We start from the raw sequence: 17584 nt of genomic DNA, 5'->3' as shown, positions 1-17584 counted from the left end.
GGCCAGAATGATCAGCGAAGGGCCACCGCCGGCGCCCTCGGTGCGGTCGACGACCAAGGGCCGCCATCGGCCATGAGCACGTTGACAGTCGTCGTCACCAAGTTGTTCGCCACGTGGAACGCCATCGCGGCCTCGAGGTCCCGAGTGATCAATCCCATGACGGCCGTGCATGCCGAGAGGAGCACGTAACAGGCGAAGAGCCAGGGATCGCCCGCTGCGCGCAGGACGGCGAACATGAGGCTGGAGACCACCAGTCCGGTGATGAACGCCGGGCGCACCGCGCGCAACCACGACCCCGCGGCCGGGAGCACCGAGCCCCCGGAACATGATCTCCTCGCCGGCCGACTGAAAGCGACTTCCACCAGGCCATCCCGATGTGTGTACCGAAGGGACGGGCGTTGTCGAGGGAAGCGATGTTGGCGTCGGGTTCACGAAGCGTCGGTGCTTTTCGTTGCGGATCTCTGGCGTACGTGGCGGAAGGTGGCGCGCACCTCCGCAGCCAGCAGCTCGGGTTGTTCCCAGGCGGCGAAGTGTCCGCCCTTGGGCAGCTCGTTGTAGTGCACGAGGTTCGGGTAACGCTGCTCCACCCAGCGACGTGCGGCGAGATAGATGTCGCGGGGGAAGAGGCTGACGCCGACCGGCACCTCGACCTTCGGGTCGCGGTAGGTGCGGAAGCTCTCCCAGTAGATGCGAGCCGAGGAGGCGGCGGTGCCGGTCAGCCAGTACAACGTGATGTTGTCCAGCATCTCGTCGCGACTGAGCAGGTTTTCCGGATCGCCGTCGTGGTCCGTCCACTGCTCGTATTTCTCGTAGAGCCAGGCCGCCTGCCCCACCGGCGAGTCGGTGAGCGCGTACCCGATCGTCTGAGGGCTCTGGATCTGCTCGTGCTGATAGCCCGACTCGTGGGCCTGGAAGTCACGCCATCGTTGCAGGGCACGCTCCTCCTGCTCGTTCGTGGCTTCCTCGGTGCCGTAGGTGGGGAACATGTTGGAGTGGATGGCCCGGACGGCGGGCTCGCCGATGCCGCCCAGCGCGGTGGTGACCGCGTGCCCCCAGTCGCCGCCCTGCGCGCCGAAGCTGTCGTAGCCCAGCCGCCGCATCAGCTCGACCCAGGCGCACGCGATCCGCTCGGGTCCCCACCCGGTCTCGGTCGGCTTGCCGGACAGTCCGAAGCCGGGCATCGAGGGCAGGACCACGTGGAACGCGTCCCGGGGGTCGCCGCCGTGGGCCCGCGGGTCGGCCAGCATCGGTGCCACCTTCAGGAACTCGATGACCGAGCCGGGCCAGCCGTGGGTCATCACGAGCGGCATCGCCTCCGGTTCGGGCGACCGCAGGTGCAGGAAGTGGATGTCGAGTCCGTCGATGCGCGTCGTCGACGGGTTGAGCGCGTTCAGCCGGGCCTCGCAGGCCCGCCAGTCGTAGCCGTCCCGCCAGTAGTCGCACAGTGCCCGCAGCCTGCGCAGCGGCACGCCCTGGCTCCAGTCCTCCACCGGTTCGGGATCAGGCCATCGCGTACGGAAAAGCCGCTCGCGCAAATCGTCGAGCGCGGCCTCGGCGAAGGCAAAGGGCGATGGTCGAACGGCTTTGCTCTCGGCCTCGGCCAGATACGCCGCGAGATCGTCGTACCCGTAGTGGAGCGCAAGTTGCCGGGGTGTGTGACCGGTGTGCGAGGTGAGGTCGAGGCGGGCGCCCGCCTCGACCAGGGCTTGTGCTGCCTCCCGGTGCCCGTGCCACACCGCGTCGTGCAAGGCGGTAAAGCCGTTGTAGGCACCCTGGGCATCGATCTCGAGCGTCGGCGTACCGCTGGGGCCGCGCGTCGTCAGCGCCCGGATGACGTCGGCGTGCCCGGCGAAGGCGGCCTCATGGCCCGGCGTCGCGCCCATCAGCCCGTTGAGCCGGCGCGGATCCGCACCGGCCTCGCGCAGCACGCGGACGATGCCGGTGTGCCCGTCGCGAGAGGCGATCCCGAGCGGCGTGTAGTCGTCGTCATGATCGCCGACGGCCGGCAGTCGCTCGTCGAGGGCCGCACCGGCCCCGATGAGCCGTCTCACCGCAGTGAGGTCGCCGACCTGTACCGCCGCCGTCAGCGCCAGCGACCGGATCCGGTCGGCGTCGGCCGCCATCCGCGCGTGCAGGAGACCGGCGATGACCTCGGAGCCGTCGCGCAACGCCAGGTCGAGCGCCGTCTCCTGCCAGTGGTTGCGCACAGAGGTACGGGCTCCGCGGGCCAGCAGCAGCCGGACCGCCGCCTCGTGCTTGTACTGCACCGCGTCCATCAGCGGCGTGTGACCGAGCCGGGGCGACTGCTGGTCGACGAAGGCGCCATGGTCGAGGAGCAGGCCGATGACGCCGTCGTCACCGGCCTGCGCCGCCTTGTGCAACGCCGTGGCGCCCATGCGCGGCTCGACCATCAACACATCCGCGCCGGCCTCCAGCAGCCGCTCCACCAGGCGTGATCGACCGAGCCCGGAGGCGACCATCAGTGGTGTGAGGCCACCGGCGCCGCGGCGGTGCGGGTCCGCGCCCGACTCGAGCAGTTCCACCACCGCCGCCACGTCGTTGGAACGGATCGCAGCTTCCAGTGTCATACCGGCTCCTTCCATGAACGTCTCCCCGTATGCGACACCCTGTTCCAGGAACCGGGTCAAGCGGCCGGCCCGCCGCGCCCGTCGGGCGCTCTCGCCTTGAATGTATTCCTGAAACACAGGTGGCACTGGGAGGCTTCTGCGGCACGACAGGGAAAGATCACATGATCGTGGAGTTTCTGCACCCGGACGGATCGCTTCGGCAGGTCCGACTACTCGCCGGTCGCTGTCGCGACCGGATCCCGGCTGATCCTGCCGGCTCCCCGGACTCCAAGCCCGCCGCACCGGATCTGGCCGGTTAGGTCGCTGCCGCGCTGCACAACATCGTCATCGGTGTCCGAAGCGCGGGAGGAGACGTCGGCGACCTGGTGCGACCAACCTTCTACGTCGTCGACTGGGTGCCGGAAAAGTGGGATGAGGTGCTCGCCGGCATCACCGGGGCGCAGGAGGATGACGGTCTGCCCGCTGCGACTCCCAGTGGGCGAACCGCTCGCGGTAGAGCCCGGCCATGCGCTGGGTGTGCGAGGTGGGCCAGAGAGTGTTGTTGGCAAAAAGCCGTCACCGTAGAAGGCGGCCTATTCGGCGATCTCCGGGCTGCGGATGGAGCCATGCCGGACGAACGGCGGAACACCGTCGAGGGGGCGCGGCGTCGAGGTGAACGACTGCAGCGGCGTACGGAACTTGCCGGACCAGTCGACGGTGTCCTCCCGCCACAGCCGGCGCAGGAGCGCGTAATTCTCGATCGCCGGGGGATGCCGGCCCGGATGTCCTTGCCGAACCAGGGGTGGACCGGCCCGGTGTTGCCGCGGCCCATCATGAGGTCGACGCGGCCGCCGGACAGGTGCTGCGGCATCGCGTAGTCCTCGGCGATCTTCACCGGATCGTTGGTGGTGATCAGCGTGGTGGCCGTGCTCAACAGCAGTTTCTCGGTCCGGGCGGCGATCCGGCCGAGCATCGTGGTCGGCGAGGACGGCACGAAGGGCACGTTGTGATGCTCGCCGGTGGTGAACACATCGAGGCCCACCTCCTCGGCCTTCAGCGCGATGGTCACCATGGCCTGGATGCGCTCGTGCTCGGTCGGGGTCCGGCCCGTCGTGGGGTCCGGAGTGACGTCACCCACGGTGAAAATGCCGAACTGCATCACGAGTCTCCTTCGAACCGGGTCGCCTCATTTGTCGACCGGCCGGAGCCGGTGGGCTTCGGCGCGACGACTCCGGCCAGCGGGACTGCGCCGATGCCGGCGGTGTTCCCCCGTCAGAAACCGTGTGCCGGCCACACAGTCAACGTCATCGCACAGCCGTGTCCCAAGGACCCTGGTGGAGCCCCCGCTGGAGTCGAGTAGCACCGGGTGCCGGCAGCCGACAAACGCCGGATCGGTCGCGGCATTGTCGCGATCATCCTCCTGCCGCGTACCTTTCGTGGGCAGGCCTGTCAGCAGGCGAGTGACCGAGAAGGAGATCGACGTGGCTTGGAGCACGAGCGAGCTCGCGACACTCGCGGGCACCACGGTGAACACGATCCGGCACTACCATCGTCTGGGCCTGCTCGAGGAGCCCGATCGCCGCCACAACGGCTACAAGCAGTACGAAACACTAGATCTCGTACGCTTGCTGCGCATCCGCCGGCTGGCCGAGCTGGGCGTGCCCCTGTCCCGGATCAAAGAGCTGAGCACGGGCTCCCCCGAGGCGCTGCACCAGGTCGACGTCGACCACGCGGCCGCCATCGAACGGCTGGAGAAGGCCCGGCAGGGCATCGCGGCCATTCTGAGCGAGAACGCGCCGCCCGACACGCCGCCGGGCTTCGAGCCTGTCGCCGGCCGCCTGTCCGAGGCCGACCGCTCGCTCATCCACATATACACGCAGGTCTTCGACGACCAGGCCTTGGCCGACGTGCGGCAAGCGGTGGAGAACGACAACGACGACGCCGTCAGCGCCGACTTCGACGCGCTGCCCGCCGACGCCGACGAGGCGACGCGGCAGAACCTCGCCGAGAAGTACGCACCGTCCCTGGTCCGTACCCTTCGTAACTATCCCTGGATGGACAACGACGCGATGGCCCACGTGTCGAAGGGGAAGTCCGTCACGCGGCAGACGTTCATCGACGCGTTGCGGGAACTCCACAACGAGGCCCAGCTCGACGTCATCCACCGCGCCAAAGAGCTGGCCCGCCGGCAGTTGCGGGCGGAAGGCTGACCCGCCGTCAGTCCGCCACCGCGTCCAGCCACCGGTTGTACCGCAGGCGCAGGGCACGCTCGGTGCTGCCCACCGTCGCGCTGATCACGAGCGCGATGTTGAGCCAGGCCGGCGCGTCGATCGGCGACTCGAAGACACCGAACCGCTCGGCCAGCGGCGGGAACCGGGAGATCGACTCGACGGTCTGCGGAAGGCCGAGGATCAGCGGCACGAGGATCAGGACGAGGGAGATCACGCCGATCCAGCGGCTGAGCAACGGACGCTCGCGGTCGAGCCGGGCGCGGCGCCCCTCGGCCGAGCGCGGATCCGGCACGAGCTGCTGCTCGGTCCCGTCGTCGGCGACGAAGTGGCACCGCCGGAGGCCGAAGGGCGACGTCTCCACCTCGATCGCGCCGCCCTCGATCGGGAAGACGGCAGGGAGCCTCGCCCGCTCGAAGTGCCGGCCGTCGCGATACAGGTGGGCTTCGGTGTCGAGGTTCTCGTTGCTCTTCATGTGGTTCACATCGACCGCGTATTCCGCCGGCCGGCCCGCGCCGGCGTCCGCGGGAAGATAGAACAGGGACCGGGACAGAGGCTGCCACCAACGGAATCGCTTCAGCGCGTGCCCGTCCCCGAGTTTGAGGCGCTGGATGGCTCGGCGTCGCCGCCATTCGTCGAACACCCGGTCATCAAAAACTATGTTCCAGGGACACAGTCAAGCATGACCGACCCCTGCGCGTACGCACCGACGCGCAAGGTGGCACCGGGTCAAGGGCGGTTGCGGACTTCTCGAGCGGGCGTCATCCGCTGCCGGTCAGTAATGCCAGCAGCGCCCGCTGCTGCGGCGGGCCGAGGTCGAGCTCCGTCTCGCCGTGAAAACCCCGCACCGGGCCGAGCACCAGAAAGCGCAGTCCGAGCGGAACCTGCGGCTCCGGTGTCATCGTCGGCCTCAGCGGCTCCAAGAGCCCCCGCCCCGTTCGGCCTCCGCGAGGATCCCGGCCAGCTCCGCCGGGCGGGACAGGAAGGCGGAGTGGGAGCTGTCCAGCGTTACCACCCCCGTCGCCGCGACGGAAGCGGCGTCGATGACCCGCACCAGGCGGCGCTGCAGGACCTCCGGGATCGCGTTGTCCTTGGCACAAACGATGTACGAGTGTGGGACCGCGCCGAAGCGCTCCCGGGTCACCGTCACCTTCTCGGCGGCGAACTGCGCGGGCGCGTCGTTGCTGAGCAAGGCGATGGCCGCCTCGGCCGTCGACACGTCGACGTCGCCGTAGAACAGTTCCCGGATCTCATCCCGGAGGGCAGGGTTCGCCGGGTCGAGACGCAGCGCGCCGACCACCGCGGGGTCGGCGACCAGCACCCGGTCAAAGGAGTGGTAACTCGCGGCGAGTTCGGCCACGGACGCGGTGACAGGGACGTACGCGCTGAGATAGACGAGGTGGGCGAACAACTCGGGAGCGAGCTCGGCGGCGGCGGTCGCGATCACGCCACCGAGGCTGTGCGCGACGACGACGCAGGGCTCGCCGTTCCCGGCCAGCCGGATCCGGTCGACGAGCGCCTCGGCGGCATCGCGCACGCTGACGCCGGCGACCGGCGAGAGCTCGGTGGCCAGCGCCGCCGGATCGAAGGGCCGCGCCGAGCGGGCGAACGGCGGCCGGCCGTTCAAGCCGTGCCCCGCGAGGTCCACCCCGACCGACGGTATGCCACGAGCGGCCAGGTGGGGCGTGACCGACGCCCAGCACCAACTGCCGTGCCACGCGCCGTGAACGAGAATCATCGGTCGCATGCTGCCCACCCTGAGTTCGTCATCAACACAACACCGCCTTTCCGCCGGCTCAGACCGAACATTCCGGCATCGGCTCCGGCAGCTTGAGATCGATCAGATAGTCGGCGGCGATCTTGTCGACACACGTGTTGGCCCCGCTGGAGACAACCGTGTGCCCCTCACCCTTCACGGTCAGCAAAGCGCTGCCGAGGGTCTCGGCGAGTTTGACGCCGCCTGCGTGCGGGGTCGTCGGGTCACCGGTGATCGAGATGACAAGCGTCTTCGGAAGGCCTTGAATGTTCTGGGCGTACGGAATGCCGAGAGTCGGCGGCGCCGACCAGAACTCGCATCCGTCCCGGGCGCCCCGCCCGACGTCGCCGCCCGGGCTCCATGCCGCCCGCCGGCACCTCGACCGGTCCGTAGTGGTCGGCGAAGCACCAGGCGCCGATCAGTGTCCGAGCCCGCTGGGGAATCGTGCGCCGCACCTGCAAGGCCCGCGGTCCGCCCAGGGGCACGTCGCGGGCCGAGAGCACCTCGACCCCGGTGGTGTTTCCGACCTGTGTCATGGACCGCATCACTTCCGAGGCCGCTTCTGGATTGCTCACTTGGATCACTCCACGATCGGGTTGTGCACGGCTGCCTGGGTCAGAAGTCGGAGCTCGGCGGCCTGGACGTTGGCGCCGAAGGCGGCGGTGCCCGGCTCGAGTCGGACACCCTCGGCGAGAGGTCCGATAGGCACGGGGTCGAAGCCCAGGTCATCGACGAGCGCCGCGACCTCGGTAACGTCTGCCTCGCTGTCACCGGCGACCGCGATCGCCTTGCGGCCCGGTGCCCCGGCGGGCCGGCCCTCGTCCTCCAGGTCGTGGTACCCCATGTGGTTGAAGGCCTTGACGACGCGTGCACCGTCGAGGAAACGCTGCACCTCCTCGCTGGAGGAGACGCCGGGCGCGAGGAACCGCTCGCGGGGCCCGTCGACCTCCCACCAGTGGTTCATGGTGTCGATGACGAGCTTGTGGCGCAGCTCGTCGGTCGGGAGCGCGCGATACTTGCTGAGCGGGAGGGCGAGAATCACGACGTCGGCGTCCCGTACGGCTTCGACGGACCAGACGGCGGTGGCGCCGGGCGTCAGGACATCGATGGTGAGGGCGATCTTCGCGGGGTCCCCCGACCCCGCGACGAGTACTCGATACCCGGCGGCGAGAGCGAGGCGGGCCAGGACCGTGCCCACCTTGCCGGCCCCGAGGACGCCGATGGTGCGTACGGCCGTGCGCACCGTCATCGGGCCACCTCCAGCGTGCTGGGCTCCTCGGCGAGCAGCTCGCGCACCATTGGGATCACCTTGGTGCCGTACAGTTCGACGGCGCGCAGACGGTCGCTGGCCGAGACGGAGCCGGCGGCGGAGTAGATCAGGTCGAAGCGCCCGACGTCGAGCGTGCGGATGGCACGGGCCATCCTGCGCGCGACGGTCTCGGGCGAACCGACGTAGAGGGAGCCGTGCTCGACGTCGGCCTCGAACTCCTCACGCCGCACAGGGGGCCAGCCGCGCAGGGCGCCGATGCGGTCGCGTACCTCCTTGTAGCCAGGCCAGAAAAGTCGCTTGGCCTCCTCGTCGGTCTGGGCAACGAAGCCGGGCGAGTGCATCCCGACCGGGTAGGCGGTGGTCTCCAGCTGTTCCGTGGCGCGCCGGTACAGGTCGACGTACGGGGCGAACCGGTCGGGCGCGCCGCCGATGATCGCGAGCATGAGCCGGAACCCGTACCGCGCGGTCCGGATGACGGACTGGGGCGACCCGCCCACACCGACCCAGGTCGTCAGCCGCCCGGACTCCGTCTTGGGGAACACGTCGGCGTCCTTGAGCGCAGCGCGCGTGGTGCCCTCCCACGTGACCGGTCCCTCGTCCAGCAGCTTGTGGAACAGGTCGATCTTCTCCTCGAAGAGGATCTCGTAGTCAGCCAGGTCATACCCGAACAGCGGGAACGACTCGGTGAACGACCCGCGGCCCAGGATCACCTCGGCGCGCCCGTTCGAGAGCGCGTCGACCGTGGCGAAACGCTGGAAGACGCGCACCGGGTCGTCGGAGGACAGGACTGTCACACCCGAGGCGAGGAGGATGCGCTCGGTCCTGGTGGCGATGCCGGCCAGCACCGTCTCGGGAGTGGAGATCGAGTACTCGGGGCGGTGGTGCTCACCGAGGGCGATGACATCCACGCCGACCTGGTCGGCGAGCACCGCCTCGTCCACGACAGCGCGGATCGCCTGACCATGGGAGACGACATTTCCCTGATCGTCGCGAGGTAGGTCGCCGAAGCTGTCGATACCGAACTGGACGGCGGTGCTGTCGGTCATGGGTTCGCTCCTTGCGGGATCCGGGTCTCACCGTGATTGGGATTGACGTGTCAATCCTGTAACGTGCAGAGTTGACGCGTCAATTCCCGGAGGTGCCATGGCGCAGAAGAAGCGCCGCGCGATGCCCACGCGCGAGGAGCTGCGCATCTGGCGCAATTACATCGAGACCGCCGAAACATTGCGCACCCTCCTGGAGGGACGGCTCCAGAGCAAGTCATCCTTGTCCTCCGCTGACTATCGAGTGCTGCTCGCACTGAGCGAGGCGGATCGGAGGACGATGCGTTCCTCCGAACTGGCCCAACTGATCGGCTGGCAACGCAGCCGCCTGTCACACCACCTGGGGCGGATGGAGAAGCGCGGGCTCGTACGCCGAGCCCCGTGCCCCGACGACGTCCACGGCATCGACGTGCGGCTGACCGACTTCGGAGCGGAGTCGTTCCGGCACGGCTCGGTGCCGCACCTGCGTGACGTGCGCGAGCTCTTCGTCGACGCGCTCTCCCCGGAACAGCTGGTGAAGGTCGACGAGTTCACTGAGGCGCTACGCCGACACCTCGACCTCGAGCCGCAGCGCGTGCATCAGGAGAAGAAAACTCCATGACCATGCAGATGGTCGGCAAGACCTGCAGATTCGACAGGGGGTGGCTGAAGGTGAGATTCACCTTCGACTCGCCGTCGCAGGGCAGCTTCGTCGTGGAGGAGGGCGGGGTCATACCGAACGGCCACACCGAGACCGTCGCGCTCGATCTGAAGGAGATGCGCGACGACGTCCACCTGAACTCGTGGACCGAGGCGAGCGGCGCGACGGTGACTCACGTGGAGAACTTCGCGAACGCGACGGTGTACTCCAAATACGTCACTTCCCAAAACGAGAGGACCACAGCAATGAACGATCAGAACCAGCAAGAAGTGACCATCCGCGACAACCCCGACAAGGGTCGCTTCGACGTCCTCGTCGAGGACACCCACGCCGGGTTCTCCATGTACAAGGACTTCGGAGAGATGCAGCGCATCTTCTACCACACGGTGGTCTTCGATGAATTCGAAGGCCGCGGTCTCGCCGGCACCCTCACTCGCACCGCACTGAGCACCAGCGCCCAAGCCGGATATCGCATCGTGGCGGTCTGTCCCTACGTCAAGAAGTGGCTCTCCACGCACCACGACTTCGACGAGGTCACCGACCCCGTGGGCCGGGAGCACCTCCGCGCTTTGCGCTGAACCGTGCACGAGCGCGCACCAGAGCCATCCGCCACGACGCCTCTCGCGCTTGCGACAGGAAGGACCCCGCGACGATGCCCGTACCCCCGGCGTCGGACGAGCAGGTTCCGCCTCATCCCGATGGCGGCCCGCGACCCCCACGAACCGGGCCGGTCGGCCAGCATGCTCGAGCTGTTCTTCGACCTCGTCTTCGTCGTCGCAGTGAGCATCGCTGCCGTACAGCTGCACCACGCCCTGACCGAGGGGCACGTGCTCGACGGCCTGGTCACCTACGGTCTGGTGTTCTTCGGGATCTGGTGGGCCTGGATGAACTTCACCTGGTTCGCCACGTCCTTCGACACCGACGACTGGCTCTACCGGGTGCCGACCATCGTCCCGATGGTCGGCGTGCTCGTGCTCGCCGCCGACGCGCTGAGCGACGAACGCTCACCACTGACCGACCGCGAGCTCGACGTACTGCGCGCCGGCCGGCACGGCGAGACCATCGGACAGATCGCCCGCCCCCTGTCCCTCGCCCCCGGTACCGTCCGCAACCACATCTCCACTGTGCTGGGCAAGCTCGCCGTCGACACCCGCCGGCAGGCCGTACTTCTCGCGGAAGAGCGCGGCTGGATCTGCTCCGCCAGCCACGCGGCGGGGTCCACACTGTTGTTCACGGCCATCGCTCTGTGCTCCTTCGATCTTGGTTTAGCAACCTGAAGGATCACGCGACGGCCGTCCTCATTTCACGGCGCCACGCCTGCCACCTGGGAAAACTCGCACACCACCTCCGTGGACGCAACCGCATCCGCTGTGCTATCGTGCCCGCGAGGACCGATAGGAACACAGTGTCGAGAACTCTCCTGTGAACTTGACTCGACGATGGGATCACGTCAAATCCCGTGGACCCGCATCGAGATCATCGCGTGGACCTCCAGGCGTCGGCCACGACATGCATCCGTGTCCGATGTGATCCAGGAAGGGACAGTCATGGCCTGGAGCACCCGAGAACTCGCCGAGCTCGCCGGCACCACGGTGAACACCATCCGGCACTACCACCGGCTCGGCCTGCTCGAGGACCCGGAGCGCCGGTACAACGGATACAAGCAGTACGGCGTACCGCATCTTGTCTGCCTGCTGCGCATCCGCCGCCTTGTGGAGCTCGGGGTGCCACTGTCCGAGATCGGCGTGGCGAAGTCGAACGGGGACGTTCCCCTGGAGGTGTTGCGCCAGGTCGACGCCCAGCTCGCAGCCGAGATGGAGCGCCTGCGCAGGGCCCGCTCCGACATCGCCGTCATTCTGCGCGATGGCGTGCCGGCTGACACCCCGGCGGGCTTCGAGTCCGCCGCTGGGCACCTGTCCGCGGCCGACACCTCCCTCATCCACATCTACACCCGGCTGTATGACGACGACACTCTGAAAGACCTGCAGCGCATGACGGAAACCGACACCGATCCCGTCAACGCGGAGGTGGACGCCCTTCCTCCGGACGCGGACGAGGCCACCCGGCAGAGCCTCGCCGAGAGACTTGCACCGCTCATCGCCCAGACCCTCATCGACTATCCGTGGCTGAACAACCCTGCCGAGCGCCTGTCCAAGAGTGAGCACGCCACTCAGCAGACGTTCGTCGACGCCGTAACCGCGCTCTACAACACCGCACAGATCGACGTGCTCACCCGGGCCAGCATCCTCGCGCACCAGCAATTGGGCCTCGCACAGGCGGCCGAGGACGACACAAATCCCGCTTGACTCCTCCCGTCGGGCCTGCGCCCGCCCGCGAGCTCGCCGACCACAGCGCTGCCACAGCGGCGGCCGCGCAGCCGCCGTTGACCACCGGAGAGCGATCGCAACACTGGCGACTGGCACGCTGGAGCGGACGGCCGGCCCTGGCGTCGCCGTTTCTCCGATCAGCGAACCGACAACTCACCGATAGTGCAGCCGCCGGATCGAGTGCGACGTCCGTGATCGGTGTTCGGGTCACTATTTGTCGCGCGGCGGGTTGGAGTCGTCTTCCGGAGCGATAGTGTCCGAGCCGCGGCCGTGCCGTGCCCCGGCGAGCACCCCTGTCACCAGAAGGGCGGCCAGGCGGGCGGCGTCGTAGTGGGGGTCGTTGCCGCCGCCGATGCAGAGGTTGCCGATGCCGCGCATGAGCATGTACCCGGACACTCGCCCGGTGGCCTCCGGTTCGAGTGCGGCGTCAAGCAGGGCGTCGCAGACCGGGACGAGCCGGTCGACGAAGTACTGATGCAGGGTATTCACGCCCTCCTTGTCGGACCCGAGAGCGCCGGCGAGCCCGTGCTTGGTCACGAGGAAGTCGACGAAGCCGGCCGCCCATCGCTGGAGGGCGACCCCGGGGTCGCCGGACTCGCGCAGGAGTGAAGGGCCTGCTTCCGCCAGCGCTTCCACTTGGTGCTGATACACCGCCGCCACCAATGCGGGACGCGTGGGGAAGTGCCGGTAGATCGTCCCCATGCCCACCCCCGCACGTTCGGCGATCAGCCGCACAGGCGCGTCCACGCCGTCCGTCACGAAAACAGCGGCGGCGACCTCCAACAGGGTCTGTTCGTTGCGCCTGGCATCGACGCGCTTCGCGCGGGGTGTCGAGCCGGCGGGACCGGGAGTCGTCATGGGAACCTCCGTCGAGACTTGCGAAATGGAACGCCGCTCCGTATCGTTTCGGAACGGCGCTCCGCTTAAATTGTCCTCGGCGGGGGCCCCGAACGCAAAGGACGAGTGATCTCCCATGAGTGGTACTCCCGCAACGGCCGACACCCCGATCGTCCATATGCTCGACGCCGTCGTCGGCCCCGGTGACCCAGTCGTCTCGGTCGCCCCGGTGCGTCTCGACGCGCCAGGGCGAGCGCTCCCCCTCGACGTGCGCGTCTCTGCCCCCGTGACCGGGCAGCACCTGCCGGTGCTGCTGTTCTCGCACGGCAACGGGTGGTCGCTCGACGGATACGCACCCCTGACGGCCTTCTGGGCATCTCGTGGGTTCGTCGTCGTCCAGCCGACGCACCTGGACTCCCGTCGCGACGGCATCGGGTTCGACGACCCCGGGTTCGGCCACGTCTGGACCGAGCGGCATGCCGACCTCGTGCGAGCCATGGACCAGCTCGAGGCGATCGAACGTGCGGTGCCAGGCCTTGCCGGGCGGGTCGATCGGGACCGGGTCGTCGCGGCCGGACACTCCTGGGGCGCCCAGACCGTGCAGATGCTGCTCGGCGCCCGCGTCCTCGACAGCACGGGCAAGGCCGGCCAGGACTACGCGGACCGGCGCGTGCAGGCCGGCGTGCTGCTGGCCGCGACCGGGATCGGGGGCGAAGAGCTGCACCCGTTCGCCCAGGAGCACTTCCCGTTCATGAACCCATCGTTCACCGAGCTGACCACGCCCACGCTCGTGGTGGCCGGCGACCACGACCAGTCGAAGATGTCCAGCCGCGGCCCGGACTGGTTCACAGACGCCTACGCCCACAGCCCGGGCGCCACCGACCTGCTGACCCTGTTCGGCGCCGAGCACTCCCTGGGCGGCATCCCGAGCTGGGAAGCCGCCGAGACCACCGACGAGAACCCGGAGCGCGTCGCGGTCCTGCAGCGACTGACCACCGCCTACCTGCGCAGCGCGCTGGACCCGGCCGGTACCGGATGGGCGAAGGCCACCGCAGCGCTGGCTGAGACCGGTGCGGCACTCGGCCGCATCGACAGCAAGTAGCCCCGGGCACGTAGTCCCCAGCGCGATTAGTCCGACCGGGTCGTCAGCGACTGACCTGAGCCGCATCATCCCTCGCGCGCTGCGGCGCCGTTCCCCGAGGCGGATGCGCGCGGATGGCGGTAATGCGCATATGTTCGAGGATGATCAGAGTCCGCCCCGCAGCGGTGAGCCCTACCCGACGGCTGGAGCGCACGAACAACGGCGTGCCGAGAATCTCCTCGAGCTTACGGATCTGATGGCTCAGGGACGGCTGGGAGATGTAGAGCCGCATGGCCGCGCGGCCGAAGCGCAGCTCCTCGGCCACGGCCAGGAAGTAGCGCAGGAGGCGCGGGCCGATATCGATGGACAGATCCTATCGTCGGGCGTCGGGACAAGTCTTGGACGCCCGCCATAGCGTCGGGTCACGCCACGGGAGGGACTCCGCCCCACTCCGCCGACGCCGGTCCGGCATGCCCGGAACCGGTCCCGGTCGGCGTGACCGGACGGCCTCCCGCACAGCCTGGCAGCTCTGAGCCTGCCCTTTCCTCTTGGCGATCGACCCCATCACACAGAAGGAATCATCGTGACGGTACCCCAAAGGTCGGACTCGACGCACTGCTCACCCCCGAGGAGAGCGTCCTGGTGCTCATCGACCACCAGCCCTTCCAGGTCGCCAACCTCCACAGCCACGAACCGACGCTCGTCATCAACAACACCGTCGGCCTGGCCAAGTTCGCCAAGGTGTTCGGCGTGCCGACCATCCTGACCACCGTCATCGAGGAGCGGGGTGGCCACCTGATCCAGGCGATCCAGGACGTCTTCCCTGACCAGAAGCCGATCAACCGCACCTCCATCAACACCTGGGTGGACCGTCGGGTGGTCGAGGCCGTGGAGGAGACCGGGCGCAAGAAGCTGATCATCGCGGGGTTGTGGACGGAGATCTGCGTCGCCATGCCCGCCATTAACGCGCTCGCCGACGGGTATGACGTCTTCGTCGTCACGGACGCCAGCGGCGGGGGCAGCGCCGAGGCGCACGACATGGCGGTGCGCCGTATGGAGCGCGCGGGCGTCGTCCCGGTCACCTGGCTGGTCGTGTCCAGCGAGTGGCAGTGCGACTGGGCACGCGAGGAGACGGCCAACCAGCTCGGGCCGATCCTCTTCGAGCACGGCGGCGCCACCGGCGTCGCGCTCGCGTGGGAACTGTAGCTGCTGGCCACGCCAACCACCGACGGTGCCGGCACGTAGTCCGGTCTGTCGCTGAGCTGGAGGCGGTTCCGGCGCTCGTGGCGCGCCAGGCCGCCTCCAGTCTCAGACTTGACCCGGTCCCAAGGACACGGTTTCAACTGGGAAAGTGCCGAGATGCCTCGGCATCGCAGCCAGTACTCACAACGACGAAAGGTGGGCGTGTCACCATCCTCGCGGATATTGGCAGTGCCGCCCCCGGGATGTGTGGATCGAGCGCGCGACGCTGAGCGGGACTGGCCTCGGAGCGTGTCCTCCGCCTCAGATGCAACTGGCTCCTCGACGGCATCGGCGTCTGACGACTCACGCCATACCGACCTCGCGTCCACCCGTTAAGAACGTCTACCCATTAAGAACAGAGAGAACATGATGGAACACCCCATCACGTCTGTCGAGTACCACCGTGGGCTCGTGAGCGACAAACGCCGTATCGGGCGAGGCATCCTCGCCATCGCCCTCCTCCTCGGGGGCATGCAGATCTTCGTCTTTGCGCTCGCCATCATCGCCACCCTCATCGATTCGGCGATCGGCACCGAGGCCAGGGAGGGGTACACCCCGCTCGTCAACGCCGCGGGGGCGTTGTCCGTAGCCCTCCTGATCCCGTGGAGCATGCTGATCCAGCGCTGGCTCTACGGCGTGCGCGGCGGGTCGCTGTCCTCGGTGCTGTCGCACTTCCGCTTCGACGTCTTCGGCCGCGCCCTCGTGGTCCTCCTTCCGGTGATTGTCGTGTTCCAGATCGTGTATTACTGGACGCCGTTGCCGCAGACGACCTGGGCATGGCACGACACCCTGCTTCTCGCCGCCACCGCACTCGTCCTGACGCCGTTCCAGGCCGCGGGCGAGGAGTACGGCTTCCGCGGTCTCATCTTCCGCGTCGTGGGCAGCTGGACGCGCAATGCCCGCCTCGGGCTCGTGCTCGCCATCATCATCTCGAGCGTGCTCTTCGCATTGGTCCACTTCTCCACGAGCGGGTTGCTGAACCTCTGGTACATCGTCTTCGCGGTCGGCACCGCGTGGATCACCTGGCGTACCGGCGGGCTCGAGATCGCCGTCGTGCTCCATGCGGTGTACAACGCTACGCAGTTCGTCATCGACGCCGCGCTCCAGGTGGACCCGACCGTGGCTACCGACCGCTCCGCCGGCGCGATCGACCTGAGCGTCCTCATCCCTGTTCCGCTCGTCATTGGCACCGTCATCGTCGTGGCGATCCGTGCTCGACGCCCAGGGACGGTTCTGACGCCGAGGGCGGCAGGGGCTCCTGCGCAGACCTCGACTGTCTAGAGATTCCCGGATGCTCCGGGGGTCGCGGTAGTGAGCGGCTCAGTATTTCCTGCGGCCACACCGTTGACCGTTTGTGTTTGCCTCTACGGCAGATTTTCTACTCAAGAGCGGATCAATCGACCCCTCCTCAAGAAAGGTTGTTCATCGTGCGCACACCAGAGCCCTGTGGGCCCCAGAGCGCGGATCCCCGACCCGACCCCGCGGCACCCATCAGCCAGGCTGCAGCGGGGCAGGCACCAGTCGTCACGGGCTGCGACAGCGGATCGCGCTGGTCGGGAGCCGAACAGTGACGGGGCCCGCAGAGCAGGGCTACACCGCTCCTCTTCACGCCGGCGACGCAGCCGTCGCACTGCCTGGGACACTGCCCGAACGTCCGTTCGGCGTCCACTTCCGGATGGCGCGCTGGAAGTCCCTGGTCGTCCTGATCGCGATACCGGCGATGCTGCTCCTGGTCCAGATCATCGTGTTCCAACCGGTCGTCCTGATCGAAGGCCCGGCAGACCCGAACAAGCCTGCACTCACACCGCTCACGATCGTCGCCACGGGCCTCAGCACCGCCATCACCGCGTTGCTCGCGACGATACTGGTCTCGAAGATGGCGAAGGTGCCGTGGCGGGCGGTGTTCCGTCACACCCGCACCTTCGACCGGCGCCGCGCCGGGGTCTATCTCCTCGGATCTGCGGGCCTGGTCGGTCTTACAACCATCGTGACGGCACTCATCGAGCCGGGGTCTACCGGGATGGGGGAATTCAAGATCGGGGCATCCACCGTCGCCATCCTCATCGCCACTCTTCTCGCCATCCCTCTGCAGTCGGCAGGTGAGGAGATAGCCTTCCGAGGAGCGGCCATCCCCGCCGCCGGCGCCTGGTTCCGTAGCGTCCGTCTCGCCATGGCGTTCGGCATTATGGTCTCCGGAGCGCTCTTCGCAGTGGTCCACGTGTCCCTGGACCCGTGGCTCGTCAGCTATCTGTTCGTCTTCTCTGCGTGCACAGCGCTCATGGGCCTGATCAGCGGCGGGCTGGAAGCCGCGATGGCATTCCACGTCTCCAATAACGTTCTCGCAGGCATCGTGAATGGCCTCTTCGCAGGCGGCGGCCCGTCGGTGATCGACCGTGCCGTCGGCTCCGGGCCCGGCGCCTCCATCATCATCCTCATGGTGATGAACGTCCTGGTCGTCGTCATGGTCTGGCTCGTGGAGCGCGCCAAGCGCTCGAACTCGACGGCGCCGACGGCGCCTGGGAACCGCTGAGAGCACTCGAGCTCCGGTCGCGCGTCCCGTACCGGGGCCGCGCGGGCGGCACCCGCGTTCACG

The 17584-nt window shown here is 68.1% G+C and carries 18 protein-coding genes and 2 pseudogenes; 9 read left to right on the top strand and 11 right to left on the bottom strand.

Annotated features, from left to right (window positions below; all coding sequences use genetic code 11):
- Positions 1 to 11: 11 nt before the first annotated feature.
- The 3 genes and pseudogenes from ACTOQ3_RS26025 to ACTOQ3_RS26015 form a co-directional block, all read right to left on the bottom strand.
- Entirely contained in the window at positions 12 to 278 is a 267-nt protein-coding gene (locus tag ACTOQ3_RS26025; protein ID WP_440086069.1) for a CPBP family intramembrane glutamic endopeptidase, read from the bottom strand.
- Positions 279 to 428: 150 nt separating this feature from the next.
- Positions 429 to 2588: an alpha/beta fold hydrolase gene (locus ACTOQ3_RS26020; protein ID WP_440085971.1), complete on the bottom strand. Its 2160-nt coding sequence runs from the start codon at positions 2586 to 2588 to the stop codon at positions 429 to 431.
- Between the two features lie 572 nt (positions 2589 to 3160).
- A pseudogene (locus tag ACTOQ3_RS26015) lies at positions 3161 to 3726 on the bottom strand (LLM class flavin-dependent oxidoreductase).
- A 322-nt stretch (positions 3727 to 4048) separates the two neighbouring features.
- On the opposite strand from ACTOQ3_RS26015, the gene ACTOQ3_RS26010 reads away from it, so the two are divergent.
- Positions 4049 to 4777 (top strand): MerR family transcriptional regulator, encoded by a 729-nt coding sequence (locus ACTOQ3_RS26010; RefSeq protein ID WP_440085970.1) that lies wholly within the window; start codon positions 4049 to 4051, stop codon positions 4775 to 4777.
- 7 nt (positions 4778 to 4784) lie between these two features.
- Here the strand turns inward: ACTOQ3_RS26010 and ACTOQ3_RS26005 are convergent, their stop codons facing one another.
- The 6 genes and pseudogenes from ACTOQ3_RS26005 to ACTOQ3_RS25980 form a co-directional block, all read right to left on the bottom strand.
- Positions 4785 to 5270 (bottom strand): hypothetical protein, encoded by a 486-nt coding sequence (locus ACTOQ3_RS26005; protein ID WP_440085969.1) that lies wholly within the window; start codon positions 5268 to 5270, stop codon positions 4785 to 4787.
- Between the two features lie 286 nt (positions 5271 to 5556).
- Positions 5557 to 5697 (bottom strand): hypothetical protein, encoded by a 141-nt coding sequence (locus ACTOQ3_RS26000; RefSeq protein ID WP_440085967.1) that lies wholly within the window; start codon positions 5695 to 5697, stop codon positions 5557 to 5559.
- An 8-nt stretch (positions 5698 to 5705) separates the two neighbouring features.
- Entirely contained in the window at positions 5706 to 6533 is an 828-nt protein-coding gene (locus tag ACTOQ3_RS25995) for an alpha/beta fold hydrolase (protein WP_440085965.1), read from the bottom strand.
- Positions 6534 to 6591: 58 nt separating this feature from the next.
- A pseudogene (locus tag ACTOQ3_RS25990) lies at positions 6592 to 6864 on the bottom strand (alpha/beta hydrolase); the annotation flags it as partial.
- Between the two features lie 267 nt (positions 6865 to 7131).
- Positions 7132 to 7800: an NADPH-dependent F420 reductase gene (locus ACTOQ3_RS25985; RefSeq protein ID WP_362864075.1), complete on the bottom strand. Its 669-nt coding sequence runs from the start codon at positions 7798 to 7800 to the stop codon at positions 7132 to 7134.
- Positions 7797 to 8867 carry an LLM class flavin-dependent oxidoreductase gene (locus tag ACTOQ3_RS25980; RefSeq protein WP_440085964.1) on the bottom strand — a complete coding sequence of 357 codons (1071 nt, stop codon included), beginning with the start codon at positions 8865 to 8867 and terminating at the stop codon, positions 7797 to 7799. The genes ACTOQ3_RS25985 and ACTOQ3_RS25980 overlap by 4 nt, the downstream gene beginning before the upstream one ends.
- A 97-nt stretch (positions 8868 to 8964) precedes the next feature.
- Between ACTOQ3_RS25980 and ACTOQ3_RS25975 the strand changes: the two genes are divergently transcribed.
- From ACTOQ3_RS25975 to ACTOQ3_RS25960, 4 genes are all read left to right on the top strand, one after another.
- On the top strand, positions 8965 to 9465 hold the full coding sequence (locus ACTOQ3_RS25975) for a MarR family winged helix-turn-helix transcriptional regulator (RefSeq protein WP_440085963.1): 501 nt from the start codon (positions 8965 to 8967) through the stop codon (positions 9463 to 9465).
- Positions 9462 to 10082 (top strand): GNAT family N-acetyltransferase, encoded by a 621-nt coding sequence (locus ACTOQ3_RS25970; RefSeq protein WP_440085962.1) that lies wholly within the window; start codon positions 9462 to 9464, stop codon positions 10080 to 10082. The genes ACTOQ3_RS25975 and ACTOQ3_RS25970 overlap by 4 nt, the downstream gene beginning before the upstream one ends.
- 120 nt (positions 10083 to 10202) lie before the next feature.
- On the top strand, positions 10203 to 10781 hold the full coding sequence (locus tag ACTOQ3_RS25965) for a low temperature requirement protein A (protein WP_440085960.1): 579 nt from the start codon (positions 10203 to 10205) through the stop codon (positions 10779 to 10781).
- A 270-nt stretch (positions 10782 to 11051) separates the two neighbouring features.
- Positions 11052 to 11810: a MerR family transcriptional regulator gene (locus tag ACTOQ3_RS25960; protein WP_440085959.1), complete on the top strand. Its 759-nt coding sequence runs from the start codon at positions 11052 to 11054 to the stop codon at positions 11808 to 11810.
- 231 nt (positions 11811 to 12041) lie between these two features.
- On the opposite strand, the gene ACTOQ3_RS25955 is transcribed toward ACTOQ3_RS25960, so the two are convergent.
- A complete protein-coding gene (locus ACTOQ3_RS25955) occupies positions 12042 to 12689 on the bottom strand; it encodes a TetR/AcrR family transcriptional regulator (RefSeq protein WP_440085958.1) in 648 nt (215 codons plus the stop codon).
- A gap of 115 nt (positions 12690 to 12804) precedes the next feature.
- On the opposite strand from ACTOQ3_RS25955, the gene ACTOQ3_RS25950 reads away from it, so the two are divergent.
- On the top strand, positions 12805 to 13770 hold the full coding sequence (locus ACTOQ3_RS25950) for an alpha/beta hydrolase family protein (protein ID WP_440085957.1): 966 nt from the start codon (positions 12805 to 12807) through the stop codon (positions 13768 to 13770).
- A gap of 43 nt (positions 13771 to 13813) precedes the next feature.
- On the opposite strand, the gene ACTOQ3_RS25945 is transcribed toward ACTOQ3_RS25950, so the two are convergent.
- Complete coding sequence (locus ACTOQ3_RS25945; protein WP_440086068.1) at positions 13814 to 14092, bottom strand: LysR family transcriptional regulator; 279 nt, start codon at positions 14090 to 14092, stop codon at positions 13814 to 13816.
- Positions 14093 to 14391: 299 nt separating this feature from the next.
- Here ACTOQ3_RS25945 and ACTOQ3_RS25940 point away from each other — a divergent pair, with 299 nt between their 5' ends.
- From ACTOQ3_RS25940 to ACTOQ3_RS25930, 3 genes are all read left to right on the top strand, one after another.
- Positions 14392 to 14955 (top strand): hydrolase, encoded by a 564-nt coding sequence (locus tag ACTOQ3_RS25940; RefSeq protein ID WP_440085956.1) that lies wholly within the window; start codon positions 14392 to 14394, stop codon positions 14953 to 14955.
- Between the two features lie 447 nt (positions 14956 to 15402).
- Entirely contained in the window at positions 15403 to 16272 is an 870-nt protein-coding gene (locus ACTOQ3_RS25935; protein ID WP_440085955.1) for a lysostaphin resistance A-like protein, read from the top strand.
- Between the two features lie 286 nt (positions 16273 to 16558).
- Positions 16559 to 17521, top strand: coding sequence for a lysostaphin resistance A-like protein (locus ACTOQ3_RS25930; protein WP_440085954.1), 963 nt, complete (start codon positions 16559 to 16561; stop codon positions 17519 to 17521).
- The last annotated feature ends 63 nt before the right edge of the window (positions 17522 to 17584 follow it).

It is taken from the genome of Streptosporangium sp. LJ11, from assembly GCF_051918945.1.
Classification (GTDB): Bacteria; Actinomycetota; Actinomycetes; order Streptosporangiales; family Streptosporangiaceae; genus Streptosporangium.
Note: the sequence above shows the minus strand (reverse complement) of the source record. Positions and strands in the feature narration are given on the sequence as shown.

What these genes read in the sequence shown, in the direction of transcription:
- ACTOQ3_RS25970 (WP_440085962.1), top strand. Translation starts at nt 9,462, where the DNA reads ATGACCATGCAGATGGTCGGCAAGACCTGCAGATTCGACAGGGGGTGG.
- ACTOQ3_RS25975 (WP_440085963.1), top strand. Translation starts at nt 8,965, where the DNA reads ATGGCGCAGAAGAAGCGCCGCGCGATGCCCACGCGCGAGGAGCTGCGC.
- ACTOQ3_RS26020 (WP_440085971.1), bottom strand. Translation starts at nt 2,588, where the DNA reads ATGACACTGGAAGCTGCGATCCGTTCCAACGACGTGGCGGCGGTGGTG.
- ACTOQ3_RS25960 (WP_440085959.1), top strand. Translation starts at nt 11,052, where the DNA reads ATGGCCTGGAGCACCCGAGAACTCGCCGAGCTCGCCGGCACCACGGTG.
- ACTOQ3_RS25985 (WP_362864075.1), bottom strand. Translation starts at nt 7,800, where the DNA reads ATGACGGTGCGCACGGCCGTACGCACCATCGGCGTCCTCGGGGCCGGC.
- ACTOQ3_RS25995 (WP_440085965.1), bottom strand. Translation starts at nt 6,533, where the DNA reads ATGATTCTCGTTCACGGCGCGTGGCACGGCAGTTGGTGCTGGGCGTCG.
- ACTOQ3_RS25950 (WP_440085957.1), top strand. Translation starts at nt 12,805, where the DNA reads ATGAGTGGTACTCCCGCAACGGCCGACACCCCGATCGTCCATATGCTC.
- ACTOQ3_RS26000 (WP_440085967.1), bottom strand. Translation starts at nt 5,697, where the DNA reads ATGACACCGGAGCCGCAGGTTCCGCTCGGACTGCGCTTTCTGGTGCTC.
- ACTOQ3_RS25955 (WP_440085958.1), bottom strand. Translation starts at nt 12,689, where the DNA reads ATGACGACTCCCGGTCCCGCCGGCTCGACACCCCGCGCGAAGCGCGTC.
- ACTOQ3_RS25980 (WP_440085964.1), bottom strand. Translation starts at nt 8,867, where the DNA reads ATGACCGACAGCACCGCCGTCCAGTTCGGTATCGACAGCTTCGGCGAC.
- ACTOQ3_RS26005 (WP_440085969.1), bottom strand. Translation starts at nt 5,270, where the DNA reads ATGAAGAGCAACGAGAACCTCGACACCGAAGCCCACCTGTATCGCGAC.
- ACTOQ3_RS25965 (WP_440085960.1), top strand. Translation starts at nt 10,203, where the DNA reads ATGGCGGCCCGCGACCCCCACGAACCGGGCCGGTCGGCCAGCATGCTC.